Genomic DNA, 21757 nt, shown 5'->3' with positions numbered 1-21757 from the left:
GGCTCAGGCCCCCGGCAGGTGCAGCTCGACGTCCTCGATGACCGGGTTGGCCAGCAGCGTCTCCGCGATCTGCTTCAGCTCCGCCTCGTCCGGGGTGCCCTCGACGTCGAGCACGAAGTGCTTGCCCTGACGGACCCCGGTGACCTGCGTGTGGCCGAGCCGGCCGAGTGCGCCGAGCACCGCCTGCCCCTGCGGGTCGGAGATCTCCGGCTTGAGGACGACGTCGACGACCACCTGCGGCACGGCTCCCGAGCCTACCGGGCGCCCGCACCCGGCCGGTTCGTCCCTGCGAGACCGGCGCTCTCCCCGCGGTCGAGATCACGTGATCTCGCCGCCGTGTGGGCCGGAGACGGTCGAGATCGCGCGATCTCGCCCCCGCCCGGGCCGGAGACGGTCGAGATCACGTGATCTCGTCAGCGCAGCGCCGCGCGGATGGCGGCGACGACATCGTCGGGCCGGCCGAGGACGTCGGCGGAGGTGAACCGGAGGACCGTCCAGCCGGCGGCGACCAGGCGGTTCTGGCGTCGGACGTCGTTGACGAACACATCGCGGTCGCGGTGCCCGTCGCCGTCGAACTCGACGACGACGCGGTGATCAGGCCAGGCGAGGTCGACGCGCGCCACGAACCCGGCCGCGTCGCGGATCTCGTACTGGACCACCGGAGCGGGTGTCCGGGCCTGGTGCAGCAGCCAGCGCAGCACCGACTCCATCGGTGACTCGGACCGCGCGTCGGCGACGGGTACGACCCTCCGGGCCCGGGCCGCGCCCCGGCCCGTCGGCCGGCGGGCGAGCTGACGCCGGAGGTCGGCGGTCGAGCACAGGCCGCCCAGGAGCTGGTCGGTCGCCGCCAGCAGGGCCGGCGGCTCGAGCACCCCGGCCAGATCGCGCCACGTGCGCGACGGGGTGGTGACCGGTTGCCCCCACCGGTGCGTCACCTCGTCGCCTGCCAGGGGCAGCCGGTGCACGCGCCGGTCCCGGCGGCTCTCCGCGCGGGTGGCTCCCGGGACGGTCAGGTCGACGCGGCGGTCGGCGACGTCCTGCAGCGGGAGCCGGAGACCCCACAGGTCCGCAGCGGTCCGGTGGCTGACGACGGCACCGGGCGGGGCGGTCATCAGCACCGCGGCGACCCGCGCGCCGACGTCGTCCACCAGGGCACGCGGCAGGTAGGTGTCGCGCGACAGCCGCTGCATCGTGGGGTGGCGCAGGTGCCGGTCGCCGAGTCCTGCCGCGTGCGCGGCGGCGCGGGTCGTGGGTCCGGTGATGCGCTGACGGCGTCGGCTGGGCACCGCGGCACCTTGCCGCGGGACCGCAGCTGTCCGCTGACGCCGTCCACAGCCCCGTCGAGATCACGTGATCTCGGCACGTACGGGCCCCCGGAGCGTCGAGATCACGTGATCTCGACCGAAGGAGGGAGGCCGGGGTCAGGAGGCGACGAGGCGCCAGACGGCCTCGGGGGCCTCCCAGTGGGCGTTGTGGCCGGCGCCCTCGAGCAGCACCGCCCGGGGGTCGACCCGCCGCATCGCGTCGGGGCCGACCATCGGGTCGGTCGCGCCGGCGGCCAGCCGCAGCGGCGCCTCCGCGCGCGACAGGACCTCCTCGACCGGCGGGCCGACGGCGCCGAACGCGCGCGGGTCCAGCGCCGGGGTGAACCCGCCGTCGGTCTCGCGGACGCCGGCGAGCGCCACCTCGGACGACGGGTCCACGAGCCCGGTCAGCCCGGCCAGCCGCAGGTGCCGCTCGGCGGCCTCGGCGGCGGTCGGGAACACCTGCGGCGGGCGGGCGGCCAGCGAGCGGGCCCGCGCGACCTCGTCGTCGGCCCAGTCGATCTTGACACCGACCGCGACCACCCGGACGACGTCCACGCCGTACCAGCCGCCGGCCAGCACCGCGCCGACGACGCCGCCGAAGGAGTGCCCGAGCACGGTCACCCGCGTGGCGTCGAGGTCGGCGGCCACCGCGGCCACGTCCGCGGCGTGCACCGCGTACCCGTAGGGCGGCTCGGCGACGGACCGGCCGTGCCCGCGCAGGTCGGGGACCGCCCAGGACCCGGGCCAGGACCGCTCGACCAGCGGCAGCAGCCGGTCCCACACCGCGCCGGTCGCGCCGAGCCCGTGGAGCAGCAGGAGCAGGTCCCCGCCGGACCCGCCGGAGCGGTACGCGATGCCCGAGCGCGTCCGCATCAGAAGGGGGTGCCGGTGAGCTGCTCGTACGCGGCGACGTAGCGGTCGCGGGTGGCGGCGACGACGTCGTCGGGGAGCTCCGGCGGCGGCGAGACGCGGTCCCAGCCCGAGGACGTGAGCCAGTCGCGGACGTACTGCTTGTCGAACGAGGGCTGCGGCGCGCCCGGCGCCCACGACGACGCGGGCCAGAAGCGCGACGAGTCCGGCGTGAGCACCTCGTCGCCGAGCACCAGGCCGCCGTCGGCGTCGAGGCCGAACTCGACCTTGGTGTCGGCCAGCAGGATGCCCGCGTCCGCGGCGATCTCCGCACCCCGCCGGTACAGCGCCAGGGTCAGCTCCCGCAGCTCGGCGGCGCGCTCGGCGCCGACCAGGGAGACCACGCGCGCGAAGTCGATCGCCTCGTCGTGCTCCCCCGCCTCGGCCTTCGTCGACGGCGTGAACACCGGCTCGGGCAGTCGCGAGCCCTCGACCAGCCCGGGCGGGAGCGGCACGTCGCGGATGGACCCGGTGCGCCCGTACTCCGCCGTCCCCGAGCCGGACAGGTAGCCGCGGGCCACGCACTCCACCGGCAGCATGTCCAGCCGCCGCACGAGCATCGCCCGCCCGGCGACGCCGGCGGGCACGTCGGTGGCCGACAGCAGGTGGTGGGTGGCGCCGAAGGAGGACAGCACCGGCGTCAGCTGCTCGAACCACCACACCGACAGCCGGGTGAGCACCCGCCCCTTGTCCGGGATCGGCGTCGGCAGCACGTGGTCGTAGGCCGAGATCCGGTCCGACGCCACGAGCAGCAGGCGGCCGGGCCCGGCGTCGTAGACCTCGCGGACCTTGCCGCGTGCGACCAGGGGCAGGTCGAGCATCAGGTCAGCGCCGCCAGCCGGTCGAACAGCGGGCCGAGGTTGCGCACGTAGCCCTCGGGCTGGCAGATGTCGTCCAGCCGCGCCTCGTCGAGCGTCACGCCGGAGGCGTCGGCGCGGGTCCGCAGCGTCGACCGGAACGGCGTCCCGGAGTTCCACGTCTCCATCGCCGCGCCCTGCACCAGCGCGTAGGCGTCCTCGCGCGAGAGCCCCGACTCGACCAGTTCCAGCAGCACGGCGGAGGTGTAGATCAGCCCGCCGGTGAGGTCGAGGTTGGCGCGCATCCGGTCGACGTCGACCACCAGGTTCTCGACCAGGCCGGTGGTCAGGTGCAGCAGGTAGTCGGTGGTGATCGCGGCGTCGGGGAGGAACACCCGCTCGGTGGAGGAGTGCGAGATGTCCCGCTCGTGCCACAGCGGGATGCCCTCCATCACCGGGACGACGGCGGCGCGCACCACCCGCGCGAGCCCGGCGACGCGCTCCGAGCGGATCGGGTTCTTCTTGTGCGGCATCGCGCTGGAGCCCTTCTGGCCGGAACCGAAGGCCTCCGACAGCTCCCGCACCTCGGTGCGCTGCCCGTGTCGGACCTCGAGCGCGACGGTCTCGCAGACGGTCGCGATCACCGCCAGCGCGGACACCCACTCGCTGATCGAGTCGCGGAGGACCACCTGGGTGGAGGCGTCGGCCGGGCGCAGCCCGAGCGCCTCGGCGACGGCGACCTCCACCGACGGGTCGATGAGCGAGTAGGTGCCGACGGCGCCGGAGATGGCGACGACGCCGACGCGCTCGCGGGCCGCGCGCAGCCGGTCGCGGGAGCGGGCCACAGCGAAGGCGAGGTCGGCGACCCGGTGCCCCCACACGACCGGCTCGGCGTGCACGCCGTGCGTGCGCCCGACCTTGAGGGTCTCCCGGTGCGCCAGGCCGTGGTGGCGCAGCGCGGCGACCAGCCGGTCGGCCTTGGCCAGCAGCACGTCGGTGGCCTCGGTGAGCTGCACGGCGAGCGCGGTGTCGAGCAGGTCCGAGGACGTCATGCCGTGGTGCACGTAGGCCGCGGCCGAGCGGGGCTCGGTGTTGTCGGCCCACGCGGTGAGGAAGGCGATGACGTCGTGCTGCGTCGTCTCCTCGATCTCCGCGACGCGGGCGGCGGTCGGCGGCGGGGCGTTGCGCACCGGCTCCACGACCTCGGCCGGGACCCGCCCGGCGGCCGCGTGCGCCTCCAGCACCAGCGTCTCCACCCGGCACCAGAGCTCGTACTTGTGCTCGTCGCTCCAGACCCGGCCCATCTCGGGGAGCGTGTAGCGGTCGATCACGCGGGTACCCCCGGCAGCCGGTCGAGTCGTCGAAGCACGGGAGCATCCTCCCGCAGCGCTAGCGTGATCGAGAACGGCCCCCACGGACCGCGGAGGACCTCATGCTGCGACAGGCCGGCTCGCTGGTCGCCCGAGCGCGCGAGCGCATCCGGGCGGCGGGTGAGCGGGACCCGCACGCGTGGCCCGAGCGCGACGGCGACCGGGCGATCCTCGTGTACGACGGCGAGGTGCCCGACGACGAGACCGACGCCGGCCTGTCCGCCGACGGCGACCCGCCGCTCGGCAGCCCCGAGCCCGGCGCCCCCGACCTCGACGGGCCGCTGGCCACCGGCGGGGTGAGCGGCCCCCCGGACGGCGGGCGCCCGCACCGGGCCGCCGAGCGCGGCCGCCGGCTGCTGGGCCCGGGCCGCGAGGCCCCGCAGGGCGACGCCGCGGTGCCCGGCGCGCTGCGCACCGCGGCGGCCTGGTCGTGGCGGCTGATCGCCGTCCTCGCGGGGCTGTACGTGCTGCTCTACGCGGCGGCGTACGTCGCGGTGGTGATCGTCCCGGTCATGGTCGCGCTGCTGCTGGCGGCGCTGCTGCAGCCGGGTGCGGCCTCGCTCATCCGGCGCGGGTGGCCGCGGTCGCTGGCCGCGCTGGCGATGCTGCTGGTCGGGCTGGCCGTCGTCGCGGGGATCATCACGCTGGTCGTCGAGCGGTTCAGCGCCGGCTTCTCCGACCTCGCCGACCAGGTCAGCCAGGGCCTGGACCAGATCCGCGACTTCGTCGTCGAGACCTTCCCGGTCACCCAGCGGCAGATCGACGACGCCGTGACCAGCGCCCAGGACGCCATCGTGTCCAACCAGGAGACGCTGGCCACCGGCGCGCTGACCACGGCCGCGACGGTCGGCGAGGTGTTCACCGGCTTCGTCCTGGCGCTGTTCACGCTGTTCTTCTTCCTCAAGGACGGCCGGTCCATCTGGCTGTGGCTGGTCGGCCTGTTCCCCCGCGACTCGCGCGCCTACCTCGACGAGGCCGCCCGCCGGTCGTGGCGCACGCTCATCTCCTACGTCCGCGCCACCGTCGCCGTCGCGCTGGTCGACGCCGTCGGCATCGGCATCGGGCTGGCCGTCCTCGGCGTGCCGCTGGTGATCCCGCTGGCCGCGCTGGTGTTCCTCGGCGCGTTCATCCCGATCATCGGGTCGTTCCTCGCCGGCTCGATCGCGGTGCTGGTCGCGCTGGTCGCCGTCGGCCCGATCAAGGCGCTGATCGCGCTGGCGATCGTCGTCCTGGTCATGCAGCTCGAGGGGCACGTCCTGCAGCCGCTGCTGCTGGGCAAGGCGGTCCACGTGCACCCGCTGGCCGTGGTCCTGGCCATCGCGGCCGGACTGCTCGTGGCGGGCATCTTCGGCGCGCTGATCGCGGTGCCGGTGGTGGCCTGCGCGAACGTCGCCGGCACCTACCTGTCGCGGCGGCACGACGGCCCGCGGCCGCCCGAGCCGCGCCCGGAGCGGGCCCGCCCGGCGGTCGGGGTCCGCGGCTAGAGGGGCGCGTACGCCTCCGGGTGCGCGGCCAGGTGGGCGCGGAAGGCCCGGTCGACCGTCTCGTCCCCCTCGGGCAGCGCCGCGGCGTAACGGCGGTCCGCCTCGATCTCGAGCCGCTCGGCGGCGTCGAGGTCGTCCTCCGCCAGCGCTGCCGCCTGCCGGGCGACCTCCGCCACGGCGTCCGCGGCGGCGGCCAGCCCGAGGAGCCGGAACCCGGCCACCGCGCGCTCGAGCCGGTCGGGCTCGAGGCCCTGGACCGCGTGCAGCAGGCCGCCGTTCACCGCCATCCCGTGGCAGAGGAGCACCGCGGCCAGGGCGGCGTCCCCCGGGTGGGAGGACGGCGCGTCCGGGTCGCAGGCGCGGTTCCACACCTCGTCGGCCGGGTCGGTCATCCCGGGACCGCGATCCGGCCCTCGACGGCGGCCAGCGCGATGTCGCTGCGCCAGTGCGCGCCGGCCAGCCGGACGGCGGCCACCCGCTCGTAGGCGGCCTGCCGCGCCGCGGCGAGGTCGGCGCCGGTCGCGGTCACCGCGAGCACCCGCCCGCCGGCCGAGCGGACGGTGCCCTCGGCGTCGACGGCGGTGCCGGCGTGCAGCACGCCCTCGCCGTCGGCGCCGGTGACCGGGTCGCCCGTGCGCGGCGCCTCGGGGTAGCCGGCCGCGGCGACGACGACCGTGACGGCCGCCCCGGACCGCCAGCGCAGCGGCGGGTGGTCGGCGAGGGTGCCGGTGGCCGCGGCGTGCAGCAGCCCGGCCAGCGGCGTCTCCAGCAGCGGCAGCACGACCTGGGTCTCGGGGTCGCCGAAGCGGGCGTTGAACTCGACCACCCGCACGCCGCGCGAGGTCAGCGCCAGGCCCGCGTAGAGCAGCCCGCTGAACGGCTCGCCGCGGCGGCGCATCTCGTCGACGGTCGGCTGCAGCACGGTGGCCAGCACCTCGTCGACCAGCCCGGCCGGCGCCCAGGGCAGCGGCGCGTAGGCGCCCATCCCGCCGGTGTTCGGGCCCGCGTCGCCGTCGTCGCGGCGCTTGTGGTCCTGCGCGGGCAGCAGCGGCAGCACCGTCGTCCCGTCGGTGACGGCGAACAGCGACACCTCCGGCCCGTCGAGGTACTCCTCGACCAGCACCGCTCCCCCGGCGTCGAGGACCCGGTGCCCGTGGGCGACGGCGGCGTCCCGGTCGGTCGTGACGACGACGCCCTTGCCGGCGGCCAGCCCGTCGTCCTTCACCACGTACGGGGCGCCGGCCTCGTCGAGCGCGGTCTCCAGCTCCGCGGGCCCGCCGACCGGCCACGCGCGGGCGGTCGGCACCCCGGCGGCGGCCATCACGTGCTTGGCGAAGGACTTGCTGCCCTCGATCTGCGCGGCCTGCTCCGACGGGCCGAAGCAGGCGGTCCCGGCGTCGCGGACGGCGTCGGCGGCGCCGGCGACCAGCGGCACCTCGGGGCCGACGACGACCAGGTCGGCGGCCCAGCCGGTGGCCAGCGCGGCCACCGCGACCGGGTCGGCGACGTCGACCGCGGCCTGCTCGGCGATCCGCGCGGTGCCGGCATTGCCCGGCGCGCAGGCCAGCGCGGTCACCGCGGGGTCGGACTGCAGAGCGACGCACAGGGCGTGCTCCCGGGCACCGGAGCCGATCACGAGCACGCGCACGGACCGCGACCCTACCGAGCGCCCGGCTACCGCACCCGGTTCGGCTGGGAGCGGTACGCCCGGTGCAGCGCCTTGACCCGCTGGTGCTCGGCGGCGCGGGCGCGGGCGTCGGCCCGCAGCAGCTGGCGGCGCGCCTCGGCCTGCAGCTTGCGCCAGCCCAGCAGGCGGGCCGGGTCGAGAAGGCCCTCGTCGATCGCGGCGGCGACGGCGCACCCGGGCTCGGTGCGGTGCTCGCAGTCGCGGAACCGGCAGCGGGTGGCCAGCTCGGCGACGTCGGCGTAGGCGGTGTCCACGCCCTCGTCGTCGTAGAGGCCGAGCTCGCGCATGCCGGGGGTGTCGACGAGCAGGCCGCCGCCGGGCAGGACGTGCAGCTCGCGGGAGGTGGTGGTGTGCCGGCCGCGGCCGTCGGCCTCCCGGATCTCCCGGGTGGGCGCCACCTCGCGCCCGGCCAGCGCGTTGGCCAGCGAGGACTTCCCGACGCCGGACGGCCCGACCATCGCCGCCGTCACGCCGGGGCCGAGCAGCGCCCGCAGCGCGTCCAGGCCCGCGCCGGTGCGCGCGCTGACGGCCAGCACCTCCGCGCCGACGGCGTCCTCGCCCACCTCCGCGACGGCCGCGGCGACGTCGTCGCACAGGTCGGCCTTGGTGAGGACGACGACCGGCGTCGCCCCGCTGCCCCAGGCGACGGCGAGGTAGCGCTCGACGCGGCGGGCCCGGGTCGGGCCGGCGAGCGCGTCGACGACCAGGACCAGGTCCAGGTTGGCGGCGACGACCTGCGCGGCGGAGGTGCGCCCGGCGACCGTGCGGGTGAACGCCGAGGTGCGGGGCAGCAGCGCGACGGCGAGCTCCCCGCGCAGCGCGACCCAGTCGCCGACCGCGGGCGCCGCGACGCCGTCGGGGTCGTGCAACGCGGCGGCCGGGTGCACCCGCCGCTCGCCGTCGGCGGTGAGCACCGTCAGCCGGCCGCGGTCGACCCGCGCCACCCGTCCGGGCTGGGTCCCCGGGGGGAGCTGCTCGAGACGCGCCCGGGACCAGCCGATCCCTGAGAGATGTGTCACGGGGCGGATGGTCCCGCGCAGCTCAGCGCGGTGTCCTCCCAATTCTCAGAGACTCGCCAGTTCGCGTTCGCCATCCCGACACCTCGGTCGGGTGTTCTGGATGGCATGCACGCGATCGAGTCGCTTGCGACTCCCGCCGTGACCCGGTCCTCCCGTCCTCTCGTGGTGGGGCACCGCGGTGCCTGCGCCTACCGACCGGAGCACACGGCCGCCAGCTACGAGCTGGCCATCGACATGGGCGCCGACCTCATCGAGCCCGACATCGTCGTCACGAAGGACGGCGCGCTGATCGCGCGGCACGAGAACGAGCTGTCACGCACCACCGACGTCGCCACCCGGCCCGAGTTCGCCGACCGCCGCACCACCCGCCGGGTGGGTCGCAAGCGGCGCACCGGCTGGTTCGCCGAGGACTTCAGCCTCGCTGAGTTGCGCACCCTGCGCGCCGTCGAGCGGCGGCCGGACCTGCGCCCGCTCAACACCGCCTACGACGGCCAGTTCGGGGTGCTCACCCTGGAGGAGGTCGTCGAGATCGCCCGCCGCCGGTCGACGCCGCTGCGCCCGGTGCGCGTGCTCGCGGAGCTCAAGAAGCCGACCTGGTCGGCCGAGCGCGGGCAGCCGATGATCGAGCTGGTGGCCGCGGAGCTGCGGCGGCTGGACGCCACCGCGCCGGACGGCACCGTCGTCGTGCAGTCCTTCGACGCCGCCGCCCTGCGCCGGCTGCGCGCCGACCTCGGCGACGACGGCCCGACCATGTACCAGCTGGTCGACACCGCCGCGGGTGACGACCACCTGCTCACCAACGCCGGGCTGCGCGCGGTGTCCACCTACGCGCAGGGCATCGCGCCGTGCGTCGACGACGTCCTGCTGCGCGACGCCGAGCAGCGGATGACCGGCGTCTCGGACCTGGTGCCGCGCGCGCACGCCGCCGGCCTCACGGTCGTGCCGTGGACGCTGGCCGCGGAGAACGGGTTCCTCCCGCGGCACCTGCGCAGCAGCGAGGACCCGGCCGCCGCCGGCGACGCGCTCGGCGCCGCGCGGCTGCTGCTCGCCCTCGGGGTCGACGGGATCATCACCGACAACCCCGACGTCGTCGTCGCCGCCCGCGCCGAGCTGGAGCAGGCCCTCCCCGAGGCCGCGTAGCACCTCGCGGCCCCACCGGACCGCACCGCGGCCAGGAGCCGTCCCCGGCCTCCGCTGAGCCGTCCCCGGCGCTCGATCGCGGGAGCCTCCGGCCCCCACTCCCCCCGCCGCCTCGCAGGGCGGCGCGCGGAACTCAGTCGATCAGGTCGTGGACGACGACGTTCTCGTCGCGGCCGGGGCCGACGCCGATGACGCTGATCCGCGCGCCGGAGAGCTCCTCGAGCCGGCGGACGTAGGCCTGCGCGTTGGCCGGCAGCTCGTCGAAGGACCGGCAGTGCCGGATGTCCTCGAACCAGCCGGGCATCTCCTCGTAGACCGGCTTCGCGTGGTGGAAGCCGGTCTGGGTCATCGGCATCTCCTCGTGCCGGACGCCGTCGACGTCGTAGGCGACGCAGATCGGCACCGTCTCCAACCCGGAGAGCACGTCGAGCTTGGTGAGGAAGAAGTCGGTGATCCCGTTGACCCGGCTGGCGTAGCGGGCGACGACGGCGTCGAACCAGCCGCAGCGGCGGTCGCGGCCGGTGGTCACGCCGACCTCGCCGCCCTGCTTGCGCAGGTACTCGCCGTTGGCGTCGAACAGCTCGGTCGGGAACGGGCCCGAACCCACGCGGGTCGTGTACGCCTTGAGGATCCCGACCACCCGGGAGATGCGGGTGGGGCCGATGCCGCTACCGGTGGCCGCACCGCCGGCCGTCGGGTTCGACGACGTCACGAACGGATAGGTGCCGTGGTCGACGTCGAGCAGGGTGCCCTGCGAGCCCTCCAGCAGCACCCACTCGCCGGCGTCGAGCGCGTTCGCCAGCAGCAACCGGGTGTCGGCGATGCGGCCCTTGAGCTGCTCGGCGTAGCCGGCGTACTCCTCGACCACCTCGTCGACGTCGATGGCCTTGCGGTTGTAGACCTTGACCAGCACCTGGTTCTTCTCGACCAGCGTGCCCTCGAGCTTCTGCCGCAGGATCGACAGGTCCAGCAGGTCGGCCACCCGGATGCCGGTGCGGGCCACCTTGTCGCCGTAGGCGGGGCCGATCCCGCGGCCGGTGGTGCCGATCCGGCGCTTGCCGAGGAACCGCTCGGTGACCCGGTCCAGGGCCCGGTGGTGCGGCATGATCAGGTGCGCGTCGGCGGAGATGACCAGCCGCGAGGTGTCGACGCCGCGCTCCTCCAGGCCGGCGAGCTCGCCGATGAGCACCTGCGGGTCGACGACGACGCCGTTGCCGATGACCGGGGTGCACCCCGGCGTGAGGATCCCCGACGGGATCAGGTGCAGGGCGTAGCGCTCGCCGTCGGGCGTGATGACGGTGTGCCCCGCGTTGTTGCCGCCCTGGTAGCGGACCACGTAGGGGACGCGCCCCCCGAGCAGGTCGGTGGCCTTGCCCTTGCCCTCGTCGCCCCACTGGGCGCCGATCAGCACGACTGCCGGCATCTCGCTGTCGTCTCCCCTGGGACTCGTCACCGGCGGTCGACCGGCTGGCAGGTGGCAGGGTATCGGCATGCCCCTCGTCCGGTTCGACCTGCGCGGTCTCGCCCCCGGGCAGGCGCCCGAGCGGGCCGTACTCGCCGAGGCCGCGGGCGCGGACTCCCTGCTGGTCCGCGGCCCCGTGCCGGCGCTCGCGGGCGTGCTGGCCGCGCTGCACGCCGCCGGCCGGACGGCGGAGGTCCCGGTGTCCTGGGAACCCGCCGACGACGGCGCCTCCCGCGGCCTGGCCCGCGCCCTGGGCATCGGCACCGGCGACGAGCGCGCGCTGTCGCTGGTCCGCGACGACCACGGCGGGGTGCTGCTCCACCACGGCCGCTACGAGGCCGCCCAGAGGGGCCGGCTGCCGCTGGCCGCCCGGCTGGGCGTGCAGGCCCACCACGACGACGCCCGGGTGGCCGACGGCATGGTGGCGCGGATCGACGTGCGACCGGACTGGACCGCCGTCGACACCATCCGCGTCGTCGTGTCCCCGCAGCTGATGCGCCCGCCGCGGCGCAGCACCGGCCGCGCGTTGCAGCTGGCCAGCGACCCGGCCCAGGTGACCCGCGACGGCGTCCCCTACCCGCGGCCGGTCTCCCGCTGGACCTGGTACGCCGACGACCGGGTGCGCTGGCGCCTGCGCCCATGAGGGAGGGTCGCGCTGCCCCTCCCCGCCCCCCGCACGCCCGCGGCGGGCCCCTGCGGCGGGGCCGACGGCCGGGGCCGCCGTCGTGGACACTGGAGGGGCTCCGTCCCGAGGAGGCCCTCCTGCGCCCGTTCACCCCGGTGGCCCGGTGACCGTCGACCGCCTGCCCGCGTTCCGCGTCGCCGCGCCGCGCCGGCGGTTGCTCGACCGGGCCCTCGCCCGGCCCAGCCTGACGGCGGTCCTCGGGCTGGCGCTGGTCCTCCTGCTGTTCGGGCTGCGGACCCCCGAGCTGCTCACCCCGGCCGGGCTCGGCGAGGTCCTCGACGCCGCGGCACTGCTCGGCATCGGCGGCGTGGCGGTGGGCCTGCTCCTGGTCGGCGGCCACTTCGACCTGTCGATCGGCACGGTCACCCTCGCCAGCGCCGCCCTCACCGCGGTGCTCGCCGGGCCCGCCGGGTGGGGCATCTGGCCCGCGCTGACGACGTCGCTGGCCGCCGCGCTCGCCGTCGGGCTGGTCAACGGCTGGCTGGTGGTGCGCACCGGGCTGCCGAGCTTCCTGGTCACCCTCGCCACCGCCCTGGTGCTGCAGGGCACCACCCTGTCCGCGGTGCCACTCGTCGCGGGCGCGCCGCGCATCGGCGGCCTGGACGAGGCGCCCGGCTGGTCCTCGGCGTCCGCCGTGTTCGGCGCCACCGCCGAGGTGGGCGGCGGCACCTTCCCCGTGTCCCTGCTGTGGTGGCTGGCCGCCACCGCGGGCGCCGGCTGGCTCCTGTGGCGGACGCGGTTCGGCAACGAGGTGCTGGCGATGGGCGGCTCCCGCCGGGCGGCGCGCGAGCTGGGCGTGCCGGTCCGCCGGACGACGCTGGTGCTGTACGCGCTCACCGCGACGGCGGGCTGGCTGCTCGGCACGCTCGCGCTGGTGCCGGCCGCGAGCGTCGGCGCCACCCCGGCCCTGGTGGGCGCCATCGACTACGTGGTGGTCGCGGTGATCGGCGGCTGCCTGCTGACCGGCGGCCAGGGGTCGATGGCCGGCGCCGCGGTCGGGGCGCTGCTCTACGCCGCCGCCCGCGAGGGCGTGGAGCTCGCCGGGTGGGACCCGCGCTGGTCCCAGGCGCTGCTCGGCGTCGTGCTGCTGGTCGCACTGCTGGTGGGAGGGGTGGTGCGCGGCCGGCTGCGGGCCGCGCCGCGCTCGTGACCGCCGTGCCGCCGGTGCTGGAGCTGCGCGGGCTGAGCGTCCGCCACGGCGGCGTGCCGGCGCTGGACCGGGTCGCGGTCACGCTGGAGGGCGGCCGCATCACCTGCGTGCTCGGCGAGAACGGCGCGGGCAAGTCGACGCTGGTGTCGGTGCTGTCGGGGCTGCGCCGGCACGACGAGGGTGAACTGCTCCTCGACGGCGTCCCGGTGCACTTCCGCAGCCCCCGGGCGGCGCGGGCGGCGGGGATCGCCACGGTCTGGCAGGACCTCGCCGTCGCCCCGCTGCTGCCGGTGTGGCGCAACCTGTGCCTGGGCGCCGAGCCGACCCGCCGGCCGTGGCCGCTGCGCCGCCTGGACATCGGCGCCGCGCGGGAGACCACGGTGCGCGCCCTGGAGCGCATCGGCGTCACCGGCATCGACCCCGACCAGCCGGTGAACACGCTGCTGCCCGGGTCGCGGCAGAGCCTGGCGATCGCCCGGGCGGTGCACTACGGCTCGCGGGCGCTGGTGATCGACGAGCCGACCGAGCCGATGACCATCGCCCAGCACACGCTGGTCGGGCGGGCGGTGCTCGGCGCGCGGGCGCAGGGGCTCGCCGTCGTCGTCGTCACCCACAACCCGCGCTACGCGCACCTGGTGGGCGACCGCTTCCTGCTGCTGGCGCGCGGCCAGGTGGCCGGCGACCTCACCCGCGTCGACGTCGACGCCGACGACCTGACCCGGCTCATGGCCGGCGGTGAGGAGCTCACCGCGCTGACCACCCGCCTGCAGGAGCTGCACCCCGAGCTCGGCGACCGCTAGGCCGCCGAGCCCGGGGCCGGGTCAGGCGAAGATGCTGACACCCCCGGGGCCGACGAGCAGCCCGACGACGATCAGCACGATGCCCCAGAGCAGCTGGCCTCGGACGATCGCGAAGATGCCGGCGATCACGAGGATGACGGCGAGGATCCAGAGGAGCGGTGCCACGGACACCTCCTGTGACGGGCGCCCCGGCGGGGCGCGCTGGTCACGGAGTGTGCTCCGGGCGAGGCCGCCCCGCCCGGTGAACGCAGCGGTGGAGGGGCGGCCTCACCCGTCACGGTGACCGTGGGTGAGACGCGCGCGTTCCCGGGGCAGGAGTCCGGGTCAGGGCGCCAGCGAGGGGTCGCAGTCGCGCAGCAGCTGGGTGCAGCGCTCCTGCTCGTCGGTCTCGCCGATCGCCTCGGCGGCGCGGGCGAGGACGGTGACGCAGCGCAGGAAGCCGCGGTTGGGCTCGTGCGACCAGGGCACCGGGCCGTGGCCCCGCCAGCCGTTCTTCCGCAGGGCGTCCAGGCCGCGGTGGTAGCCGGTGCGGGCGTAGGCGTAGGCCTCGATGGTGCGGCCGTCCTCGATCGCCGCCTCGGCCAGCGCCGCCCAGGCCGCGCTGGCCCGCGGGTGGCCGGCGGCGACCTCGGCGGGGTCGGTGCCGGCCGCCAGCGCGGCCTCCGCCTCGGGGTCGCCGGGCAGCAGCGTGGCCGGCGGCTCGCCGAGCAGGTTCTGGTGCGCGTGGGTCACGGCTCAGGCGCCCTGCGACTGGCCGGCCGACAGCAGGTCCTCGCACGCGGTGACGACGCGGGCGGCCATGCCGGTCTCGGCGGCCTTGAGGTAGCTGCGCGGGTCGTAGGTCTTCTTGTTGCCGACCTCGCCGTCGATCTTCAGCACGCCGTCGTAGTTGCTGAACATGTGCCCCGCGATCGGCCGGGTGAAGGCGTACTGGGTGTCGGTGTCGACGTTCATCTTCACGACGCCGTAGGACAGCGCCTCGCGGATCTCCTCCAGAGCCGAGCCCGAGCCGCCGTGGAAGACGAGGTTGAACGGCTTGCTGCCCTCGGCCAGACCGAACTCCTTGGCGACCAGCTCCTGGCCGCGCTGCAGCACGTCGGGGCGCAGCTTCACGTTGCCGGGCTTGTAGACGCCGTGGACGTTGCCGAAGGTCGCCGCGAGCAGGTAGACGCCCTTCTCGCCGAGGCCGAGGGCCTGCGCGGTGCGGACGAAGTCCCCGTCGGCGGTGTAGAGCTTCTCGTTGATCTCGGCGACGACGCCGTCCTCCTCGCCGCCGACGACGCCGATCTCGAGCTCGAGGACGATCTTCGCGGCGGCGCACTTCTCGATGAGCTCCTGGGCGATCTCCAGGTTCTCGGTGAGCTCGATCGCCGAGCCGTCCCACATGTGCGACTGGAACAGCGGCGCCTGGCCGGCGTCGACCCGGTCCTTCGACAGCGCGATCAGCGGGCGGACGTAGGAGTCCAGCTTGTCCTTGGGGCAGTGGTCGGTGTGCAGCGCCACGTTGACCGGGTACTTCTCGGCCACGACGTGCGCGAACTCGGCCAGCGCGACGGCGCCGGTGACCATGTCCTTGACCCTGGTGCCGGAGCCGAACTCCGCGCCGCCGGTGGAGAACTGGATGATGCCGTCGCTGCCGGCGTCGGCGAACCCGCGGAGGGCCGCGTTGATCGTCTCCGACGAGGTGCAGTTGATGGCCGGGTAGGCGAAGCCGCCCTCCTTCGCCCGGCTGATCATGTCGGCGTAGACCTCGGGGGTCGCGATGGGCATCGGGGCACTCCTGTCGATCGACGCTGGTCGGCGGTCAGTATCTCCCGGGCGCGGAACCCCCGACAGGCCCCCGTCTCAACCCTTGCGGCGCAGCACCTTGCCGGGGTTGAGCAGGCCGGCCGGGTCGAGGGCGTCCTTGATCCGGCGGTGCACGTCCAGCGACACCGGGCCGATCTCGCGCTCGAGCCACTCGACCTTGATCGAGCCGATGCCGTGCTCGCCGGTGACCGTGCCGCCCAGCGCCAGGCCCAGCTCCAGGACGTCGTCGAAGGCGGCGAACGCCCGCGCGCGCTGGTCGGGGTCGGTGGGGTCGAAGCAGACGGTCGGGTGCATGTTGCCGTCGCCGGCGTGCCCGACGACGCCGATGGTCAGCCCCCGCCGGGCGGCGATGCCGTCGCAGCCGTCGAGGAACTCCGCGATCCGCGAGCGGGGCACGGCGACGTCGTCGATGAGCGTGCTGCCCAGCTGCTCCAGCGCCGGCAGCGCCATCCGGCGGGCGGCCAGCAGCAGGTCGCCCTCGGCGGGGTCGGCGGTGGTGTGCACCAGCTCCGCGCCGGCCTCGCGGCACAGCCGCGCCAGCGCCTCGATCTCGCGGCCGGCGGCCTCTCCCCCGGCGTCGGACTGCGCGACGAGCAGGGCGTGCGCGCCGCGGTCGAGGTCGGCGTGCAGCAGGTCGTCGACGGCGCAGATGCAGGTGTTGTCCATGACCTCCAGCAGGCTGGGCACCAGGCCGGAGGTGACCACCCGCTCGACGACCTGGCCGGTCTGCGCGGTGGTGGCGAAGGTGGCCACCAGCGTCACCGGCTGCTGCGGCGCCGGGCGCAGCGCGAGCGTCGCCTCGGTGATGACGCCGAGGGTGCCCTCCGAGCCCACGAACAGCCGGGCGAGGTCGTAGCCGGCGACGCCCTTGACCGTGCGGCGGCCGGTGCGCAGCACCCGCCCGTCGGCGAGGACCACCTCGAGGCCGAGCACGTAGTCGGTGGTGACGCCGTACTTCACGCAGCACAGGCCGCCGGAGTTCTGCGAGAGGTTGCCGCCGATCGTGCACCAGTCGTAGCTGGAGGGGTCCGGCGGGTAGAACAGCCCGGAGCCGGCGACGGCGTCGCGCAGCTGCTTGTTGACCACGCCGGGCTGGACGACGGCGAGCCGGTCGGCGGCGCTGACCTCGAGGACGGCGTCCATGCGGGTCATGACCATCGTGATCGCGCCGTCGACGGCGTTGCTCGCGCCGGCCAGCCCGGAGCCCGCGCCGCGCGGGACGACCGGGACGCCGTGCCGCGCGGCCACCCGCATGACCGCGGCGACGTCGTCGGTGCTCCGGGGGAGGACGACCGCGGCGGGGGTGCCGGCCTCGGCGAGCATCGCCTGGTCGCGGGCGTAGGCGGCGGTGACGTCGGGGTCGGTGAGCACGCCGTCCCGGCCGAGCACGGCGGCGAGCTCGTCGACCCACGCGGTGGCGAGTGTGGTCACCGCCACACCGTACGGCCAGTTCCCGCGCTCATCCGCGGAACCGCACGGCTACTGCAGGCCGAGGTCGGACAGCTCGAACGCGGCGCGGTACTCCAGGCCGGCGGCCTCGACGGCGGCCCGCCCGCCGCGGTCGACGACCACCGCGACGGCGATGACCTCGGCCCCGGCCTCCTGCAGCGCCTCGACGGCGGTCAGCGGGCTGCTGCCGGTGGTGGAGACGTCCTCGACGACGAGCACCGCCCGCCCGGCGACGTCGGGCCCCTCGATCCGCCGCTGCAGGCCGTGCGCCTTGCCGGCCTTGCGGACCACGCACGCGTCGAGGAACCCCTCGCCGTCGGCGGCCGCGTGCAGCATGGCCGTGGCGACCGGGTCGGCGCCGAGGGTGAGCCCGCCGACGACGTCGTAGCGCAGGTCGCGGGTGAGCTGGCGCATCACCCGGCCCACCAGCGGCGCGCCCTCGTGGTGCAGGGTCAGCCGGCGCATGTCGATGTACCAGTCGGCCTCGCGCCCGGAGGACAGCGTGACCCGCCCGTGGACGACGGCGAGGTCGACGACCAGCTCGAGCAGGCGGTCGCGGTCGGGCTGGGCGGCTCCGTTCCAGGGGCCCGCCCCGAGGGACGAGGGGTGGGGGGGAACGGGGTCCTTCTCCATGGGAGCGACCCTACGCACGGCACCGGCCCGGCTCCCGCGAGGGAACCGGGCCGGTGGCCGTCGTGCGTCAGCCCTGGGCGGGGGCCAGGACCTGGTCGACGATGTAGACGGTGGCGTTGGCGGTCTGCACGTTGCCGCAGACCACCGAGGCCGGGGTGCCGGTGACGGTCCGGGCGACGGTGAAGCTCTCGCCCGAGCCCTCGATGGTGACCTCGTCGCCGGCCACGGTGGTGTGCGTGCCGGCCAGCTGGTCCGGCGAGAGCCGGCCCGGGATGACGTGGTGGGTCAGGACCTGGGTCAGCATCGCCTGGTCGGCGAGCACGGCCTGCAGCTGGTCGGCCGGGATCGCCTCGAACGCCGGGTTGGCCGGGGCGATGACGGTGATGTCGTCGGTGGTGTTGAGCGTGTCCACCAGGTTGGCCTGGGTGACCGCCTGCACCAGCGTCGACAGGACCGGGTTGTTGCTGGCCGCGGTGGCCACCGGGTCGTCGGTCATGCCGGCGAAGCTGCCCTCGCCGTCGGCCGGGACCGAGGAGCAGGCGGCGCCGAAGGGCTCGTCGGAGGCCGGCTCGGCCATCGGGCTGTTGCTCTCCGTCGAGTCCGGGCTCTCCGAGGCCGGCGCCGAGCTGCTGTCGGAGGGCGAGCTGTCGGAGGCCGCGCTGGTGTCCTCCGAGCCGCAGGCGCTCAGGGTGACCGCGAGGGTCGAGGCGGAGGCCAGCAGGAGGCCGCGGGTCAGGGTGCTCTTCACGGTGGGTGCTCCTCGGTCGTCGGTCCATGGTCCCCCGGCCCGTTCGAGGGGTCGGGAGAGGCGTCTGCGGCCGGGTGGCCGAGACGGGTTCTGGGGGTGTGCCGGGTGCCGCCCCGCGGGGCGGGGACCGCTAGGTCGCGATCACCCGGACGGAGTGCAGGCCGCTGGCCCCGTCGGGGAAGGGCCGGGCGCGTTCCCCGGTCTGCACCTCGCCGTCGGCCGTGGTGGCCCGGACGGTGAGCTGGTAGGAGCCGGGGGCGAAGTCGAAGGGCAGCCGCCACTGCCGCCACACGTCGGCGTCGACCGCGGGGGCGAGCTCGGCCTCCAGCCAGTCGCCGTCGTCGACCCGGACCTCGACGCGGGAGATGCCGCGGGTCTGCGCCCAGGCGACGCCGGCGATCGCGCGCCGGCCGGCGGGGAACCGGCGCAGGGGGGCCGGGGTGTCGATCCGGGAGGCCACCTTGACCGGGCCCCGGGCGGCCCAGCCGCGCTCGACCCAGTAGGCGTCGAAGGCGTCGTAGGTGGTGGCCTCGATCGAGGTCATCCACTTGCAGGCCGAGACGTAGCCGTACAGCCCCGGGATGAGCATCCGGACCGGGAAGCCGTGCTCGACCGGCAGCGGCTCGCCGTTCATCCCGAAGGCGAGCATCGCGTCGTCGACCTGCAGCGCCGAGCGGGTGGGCGCGCCGATCGTCATGCCGTCGGCCGAGCGGCAGACCAGCTGGTCGGAGCGGTCGGAGACGCCGTTCTCGCGGAGGAAGGCGCGGAGCGGGACGCCGGTCCAGCGCGCGGTGCCGGCCAGGCCGCCGCCGACCTCGTTGGAGACGCAGGTGAGCGTGACGTCGCGCTCGACGACGTCGTCGCGGTCGAACAGGTCGGCCAGCGTGTACGTGCGCGGGGAGTCGAACATCCCGGTCAGCCGCAGCCGGTACTCCCCCGGGCGGATCTGCGGGACGGTGATCGCGGTGTCCACCCGGTAGAAGTCGCGGTCGGGCGTGAACAGCGGCGTCAGCCCCTCGACCCGCTCGGCGAGGTCGGCGCCGGGGGGCAGCGCGGGGGCCGGGGACGACGGCGTCGGCAGGGAGAGGTCGCCGCGGTCGCCGCTGACGTCGAACCGGCGCTGCAGCAGCAGCCCGCCGCCGCCGGCGACCGCGGCCGCGCCCAGGGCGGCGGCGCCGGTGAGGACGAACCGCCGGCGGTCCAGGCCGGCGTCCTCGCGACCGGCCGTCGTCAGCGCGTCGCGCAGCCGGTCCAGCACCGCCTCGTCGTCGCCGCGTGGGGCGGGTCGCAGCGGCACCGTCAGCGGGGCCACCAGCAGGAGGAGGGCGACGACGCCGGCCCCCGCGCCCGCGACGGAGGGCAGCGCGTCGAGCGGGCCGCCCGCCGGCCGGGTCGCCGCGGCGAGGGCGCCGATGGCGCCGAACAGCACGATCCCGGCCACGCCGGCCCGCCGGGAGCGCAGCGACACCAGCCCGACCAGCGCCGCGTACAGAGCGACGACGACCAGCGTGCCGACGACGAGGGCGACCTTGTCGTCCTCGCCGAACGTCGCGACGGCGAACTGCTTGACCGGCTCGGGGACCAGGGTGATGACCGTGTCGCCGACCGCCACGACCGGCGAGGACGCCGGACCGACGAGCGCGGCGACCAGCTCGGCCACGCCCAGCGCGGCCGCGGCGGCCAGCAGCCCGGCGAGCGCGGCGAGCAGCCCGCGCGCGCCGCGGCGGGCAGGGCGGTCGGCCCCGTCCGGTCCGGTGGCCGGCGCGGGGGCCTGCTCGGTGGTGGTCACGTCCGGCGTTCGGGGCGGCCGGGCGAGCGGTTCACCACCGGAGGTAACGAAACGGTCACGACATCAGATCGTGCGCGACGGAATCAGCGTCCCTGCGCCCGCCGCCAGCCCTGGGAGCGGTACCAGTCGCTGGCCGGCTTCTGCGCGAGCGCGACGACGCCGACGACGACGAGCAGCGTCTGGACCAGGTTCAGCACCGTGGTCAGCCCGCCGACGGACGGCCCGGCCAGCGAGAACAGCCCGCCGACGACGGCCAGGCCGCCGAACACCCAGAGCACGATCCGCGCCCAGTTGCGCCCCGTCCAGGCGAACCAGAGGAACAGCGCCTGCAGGCCGAGGAGGACCAGGCTGAAGACGATGCCGACGGTGACCACCGTGGCGCTCGCGACGCCGGAGACGCCCTCGTACTCGGCCGGGTCCAGGCCGGCGTCGACCAGCGCCCGGTCGACGACCTCGTCGAACTGCGCGAACGCGACGATCGCGCCGAGCAGGCCGAGGACCAGGCTCGCGACGTAGGCGCCGATCCCGAGGCGCACCGCCTGCGGCCGCTCGAGCGGGGCGGGCGCGCCGAGGCCGTCGGGCGCGGCCGGCGCGGAGGCGTAGCCCCCGTACGGGTTCTGGCCGTAGGGGTCCTGGCCGTAGGGGTTCTGGCCGTAGGGCTGCCCCGGCTGGTCCCAGCCCTGCGGGCCCTGTCCTGCGGTCATGTCCGTCCTCTCCCGTCGTGGTGGCCCGCGCATGATGATCGACGGGCCGCCGTCCGACCACCCCCGGGCGCGCCGCGCGGCCGGCCGGCGGTCAGCGGGCGGACGTTCGCCGGCGCTCCCCCTCCGTCCGGTACCACTCCGAGGCCGGCCGCAGGGCGAGCGCGACGAGCCCCACCGCGCTGATGACGGTGATGAACACCGACAGCGACCCGAGGAAGCCCTGACCGGTCGTCCCCGGACCGGTGAGGCCGGACAACCCGCCGAGGACGTTGACGGCACCGAGGACCTGGAGCACCACCCGCGCCCAGGCGCGCCCGGTCCAGGCGAACCGGATGACCAGCGCCTCCAGGGCCACCAGCACCACCCCGAAGCCCGCGCCGACCCAGAACGCGGCCCGCGCCGTCGACTCGGGGACCTCGGCTCCCGAGGCGGCCTGCACCTGTGCGACGACGCCGTCGACGTCGGACAGCGTGACCACCGAGGACACCAGGCCGAGGATCAGCGCGGCCATGAACGCGCCGATCCCCACCCGCACCGCGACCGGCCGCTCGGCCGGCGGCGGGGGCTCGGCGCCCGGCGCCGGCGGCGCGTCGCGGTGGCCCGGGAGCGGTCCTCCCCGTTCCTCGGTCACGTGACCCCTCCCTCTCCTCGACGATCCTGCCGCCATCGTGCCCGTGCCGGGTGCGGCGCCTCCCCGCGCCGCGCCCCGGGGACGCGGCGGGGGGGGGGGGGGGGGGGGGGGGGGGCGGGGGGGGGGGGGGGGGGGGGGGGGGTGGGGGTGGGGGGGCGGAGGGGCTAAGACACACGAACAAAGC

23 protein-coding genes are annotated in these 21757 nt (G+C 75.9%); 5 read left to right on the top strand and 18 right to left on the bottom strand.

The window, feature by feature from the left end:
- Nucleotides 1-3: 3 nt before the first annotated feature.
- The 5 genes from purS to purB form a co-directional block, all read right to left on the bottom strand.
- Nucleotides 4-243 (bottom strand): phosphoribosylformylglycinamidine synthase subunit PurS, encoded by a 240-nt coding sequence (purS, locus tag ACI796_RS17095; RefSeq protein WP_387992145.1) that lies wholly within the window; start codon nt 241-243, stop codon nt 4-6.
- 170 nt (nt 244-413) lie between these two features.
- Nucleotides 414-1286 (bottom strand): DUF559 domain-containing protein, encoded by an 873-nt coding sequence (locus ACI796_RS17090; RefSeq protein WP_456942421.1) that lies wholly within the window; start codon nt 1284-1286, stop codon nt 414-416.
- Between the two features lie 135 nt (nt 1287-1421).
- Nucleotides 1422-2180, bottom strand: coding sequence for an alpha/beta fold hydrolase (locus ACI796_RS17085; RefSeq protein WP_456942420.1), 759 nt, complete (start codon nt 2178-2180; stop codon nt 1422-1424).
- On the bottom strand, nt 2180-3037 hold the full coding sequence (locus ACI796_RS17080) for a phosphoribosylaminoimidazolesuccinocarboxamide synthase (protein WP_456942419.1): 858 nt from the start codon (nt 3035-3037) through the stop codon (nt 2180-2182). The genes ACI796_RS17085 and ACI796_RS17080 overlap by 1 nt, the downstream gene beginning before the upstream one ends.
- Nucleotides 3037-4344 (bottom strand): adenylosuccinate lyase, encoded by a 1308-nt coding sequence (gene purB / locus ACI796_RS17075; protein WP_456942418.1) that lies wholly within the window; start codon nt 4342-4344, stop codon nt 3037-3039. Before purB ends, ACI796_RS17080 begins: the two co-directional genes overlap by 1 nt.
- 101 nt (nt 4345-4445) lie before the next feature.
- Here purB and ACI796_RS17070 point away from each other — a divergent pair, with 101 nt between their 5' ends.
- Nucleotides 4446-5867 (top strand): AI-2E family transporter, encoded by a 1422-nt coding sequence (locus ACI796_RS17070; RefSeq protein WP_456942417.1) that lies wholly within the window; start codon nt 4446-4448, stop codon nt 5865-5867.
- On the opposite strand, the gene ACI796_RS17065 is transcribed toward ACI796_RS17070, so the two are convergent.
- From ACI796_RS17065 to rsgA, 3 genes are read right to left on the bottom strand one after another with little or no spacing between them, the layout of a single operon-like run.
- Nucleotides 5864-6259 (bottom strand): DMP19 family protein, encoded by a 396-nt coding sequence (locus tag ACI796_RS17065; RefSeq protein ID WP_456942416.1) that lies wholly within the window; start codon nt 6257-6259, stop codon nt 5864-5866. The two genes, ACI796_RS17070 and ACI796_RS17065, sit on opposite strands and share 4 nt — an antisense overlap.
- On the bottom strand, nt 6256-7515 hold the full coding sequence (gene purD / locus ACI796_RS17060) for a phosphoribosylamine--glycine ligase (protein ID WP_456942415.1): 1260 nt from the start codon (nt 7513-7515) through the stop codon (nt 6256-6258). The genes ACI796_RS17065 and purD overlap by 4 nt, the downstream gene beginning before the upstream one ends.
- Nucleotides 7516-7541: 26 nt before the next feature.
- Nucleotides 7542-8573, bottom strand: a complete 1032-nt coding sequence (gene rsgA / locus ACI796_RS17055; RefSeq protein WP_456942414.1) for a ribosome small subunit-dependent GTPase A — start codon at nt 8571-8573, stop codon at nt 7542-7544.
- 162 nt (nt 8574-8735) lie between these two features.
- Between rsgA and ACI796_RS17050 the strand changes: the two genes are divergently transcribed.
- Nucleotides 8736-9713: a glycerophosphodiester phosphodiesterase family protein gene (locus ACI796_RS17050; protein WP_456942413.1), complete on the top strand. Its 978-nt coding sequence runs from the start codon at nt 8736-8738 to the stop codon at nt 9711-9713.
- A 133-nt stretch (nt 9714-9846) separates the two neighbouring features.
- Here ACI796_RS17050 and ACI796_RS17045 read toward each other — a convergent pair whose 3' ends face one another.
- Nucleotides 9847-11136, bottom strand: a complete 1290-nt coding sequence (locus ACI796_RS17045) for an adenylosuccinate synthase (protein WP_456942412.1) — start codon at nt 11134-11136, stop codon at nt 9847-9849.
- Between the two features lie 67 nt (nt 11137-11203).
- Here ACI796_RS17045 and ACI796_RS17040 point away from each other — a divergent pair, with 67 nt between their 5' ends.
- From ACI796_RS17040 to ACI796_RS17030, 3 genes are all read left to right on the top strand, one after another.
- Entirely contained in the window at nt 11204-11818 is a 615-nt protein-coding gene (locus ACI796_RS17040) for a hypothetical protein (protein ID WP_456942411.1), read from the top strand.
- Nucleotides 11819-11963: 145 nt separating this feature from the next.
- A complete protein-coding gene (locus ACI796_RS17035; RefSeq protein WP_456942410.1) occupies nt 11964-13010 on the top strand; it encodes an ABC transporter permease in 1047 nt (348 codons plus the stop codon).
- On the top strand, nt 13007-13810 hold the full coding sequence (locus ACI796_RS17030; protein ID WP_456942409.1) for an ATP-binding cassette domain-containing protein: 804 nt from the start codon (nt 13007-13009) through the stop codon (nt 13808-13810). Before ACI796_RS17035 ends, ACI796_RS17030 begins: the two co-directional genes overlap by 4 nt.
- Nucleotides 13811-13831: 21 nt before the next feature.
- Here ACI796_RS17030 and ACI796_RS17025 read toward each other — a convergent pair whose 3' ends face one another.
- The 9 genes from ACI796_RS17025 to ACI796_RS16985 all read right to left on the bottom strand — a co-directional run bounded on the left by ACI796_RS17025 (nt 13832) and on the right by ACI796_RS16985 (nt 21573).
- On the bottom strand, nt 13832-13975 hold the full coding sequence (locus ACI796_RS17025) for a GPGG-motif small membrane protein (protein WP_456942408.1): 144 nt from the start codon (nt 13973-13975) through the stop codon (nt 13832-13834).
- Between the two features lie 159 nt (nt 13976-14134).
- Nucleotides 14135-14542: a DUF3151 domain-containing protein gene (locus ACI796_RS17020; protein ID WP_456942407.1), complete on the bottom strand. Its 408-nt coding sequence runs from the start codon at nt 14540-14542 to the stop codon at nt 14135-14137.
- A gap of 3 nt (nt 14543-14545) precedes the next feature.
- Complete coding sequence (gene fbaA / locus ACI796_RS17015) at nt 14546-15580, bottom strand: class II fructose-bisphosphate aldolase (RefSeq protein ID WP_456942406.1); 1035 nt, start codon at nt 15578-15580, stop codon at nt 14546-14548.
- Between the two features lie 75 nt (nt 15581-15655).
- Nucleotides 15656-17050: an FAD-binding oxidoreductase gene (locus tag ACI796_RS17010; protein WP_456942405.1), complete on the bottom strand. Its 1395-nt coding sequence runs from the start codon at nt 17048-17050 to the stop codon at nt 15656-15658.
- Nucleotides 17051-17098: 48 nt separating this feature from the next.
- Nucleotides 17099-17701: an orotate phosphoribosyltransferase gene (pyrE, locus tag ACI796_RS17005; RefSeq protein ID WP_456942404.1), complete on the bottom strand. Its 603-nt coding sequence runs from the start codon at nt 17699-17701 to the stop codon at nt 17099-17101.
- 67 nt (nt 17702-17768) lie between these two features.
- Nucleotides 17769-18449 carry a fasciclin domain-containing protein gene (locus ACI796_RS17000; RefSeq protein WP_456942403.1) on the bottom strand — a complete coding sequence of 227 codons (681 nt, stop codon included), beginning with the start codon at nt 18447-18449 and terminating at the stop codon, nt 17769-17771.
- 130 nt (nt 18450-18579) lie between these two features.
- The gene (locus ACI796_RS16995) at nt 18580-20238 is read right to left on the bottom strand and encodes a molybdopterin-dependent oxidoreductase (protein ID WP_456942402.1); all 1659 of its coding nucleotides are present in this window, start codon (nt 20236-20238) and stop codon (nt 18580-18582) included.
- Between the two features lie 83 nt (nt 20239-20321).
- Nucleotides 20322-20942, bottom strand: a complete 621-nt coding sequence (locus tag ACI796_RS16990; RefSeq protein ID WP_456942401.1) for a hypothetical protein — start codon at nt 20940-20942, stop codon at nt 20322-20324.
- A 91-nt stretch (nt 20943-21033) separates the two neighbouring features.
- Nucleotides 21034-21573, bottom strand: coding sequence for a hypothetical protein (locus tag ACI796_RS16985; protein WP_456942400.1), 540 nt, complete (start codon nt 21571-21573; stop codon nt 21034-21036).
- Nucleotides 21574-21757: the final 184 nt, after the last annotated feature.

The sequence above is a fragment of the Geodermatophilus sp. SYSU D00525 genome, assembly GCF_054050475.1.
This window is presented reverse-complemented; position numbering and strand designations above follow the sequence as displayed.

Coding starts and splice junctions, on each gene's coding strand:
- ACI796_RS17085 (WP_456942420.1), bottom strand. CDS start 2,180: ATGCGGACGCGCTCGGGCATCGCGTACCGCTCCGGCGGGTCCGGCGGG.
- ACI796_RS17080 (WP_456942419.1), bottom strand. CDS start 3,037: ATGCTCGACCTGCCCCTGGTCGCACGCGGCAAGGTCCGCGAGGTCTAC.
- ACI796_RS17070 (WP_456942417.1), top strand. CDS start 4,446: ATGCTGCGACAGGCCGGCTCGCTGGTCGCCCGAGCGCGCGAGCGCATC.
- ACI796_RS17065 (WP_456942416.1), bottom strand. CDS start 6,259: ATGACCGACCCGGCCGACGAGGTGTGGAACCGCGCCTGCGACCCGGAC.
- ACI796_RS17045 (WP_456942412.1), bottom strand. CDS start 11,136: ATGCCGGCAGTCGTGCTGATCGGCGCCCAGTGGGGCGACGAGGGCAAG.
- ACI796_RS17040 (WP_456942411.1), top strand. CDS start 11,204: ATGCCCCTCGTCCGGTTCGACCTGCGCGGTCTCGCCCCCGGGCAGGCG.
- fbaA (WP_456942406.1), bottom strand. CDS start 15,580: ATGCCCATCGCGACCCCCGAGGTCTACGCCGACATGATCAGCCGGGCG.
- pyrE (WP_456942404.1), bottom strand. CDS start 17,701: ATGGAGAAGGACCCCGTTCCCCCCCACCCCTCGTCCCTCGGGGCGGGC.
- ACI796_RS16990 (WP_456942401.1), bottom strand. CDS start 20,942: ATGACCGCAGGACAGGGCCCGCAGGGCTGGGACCAGCCGGGGCAGCCC.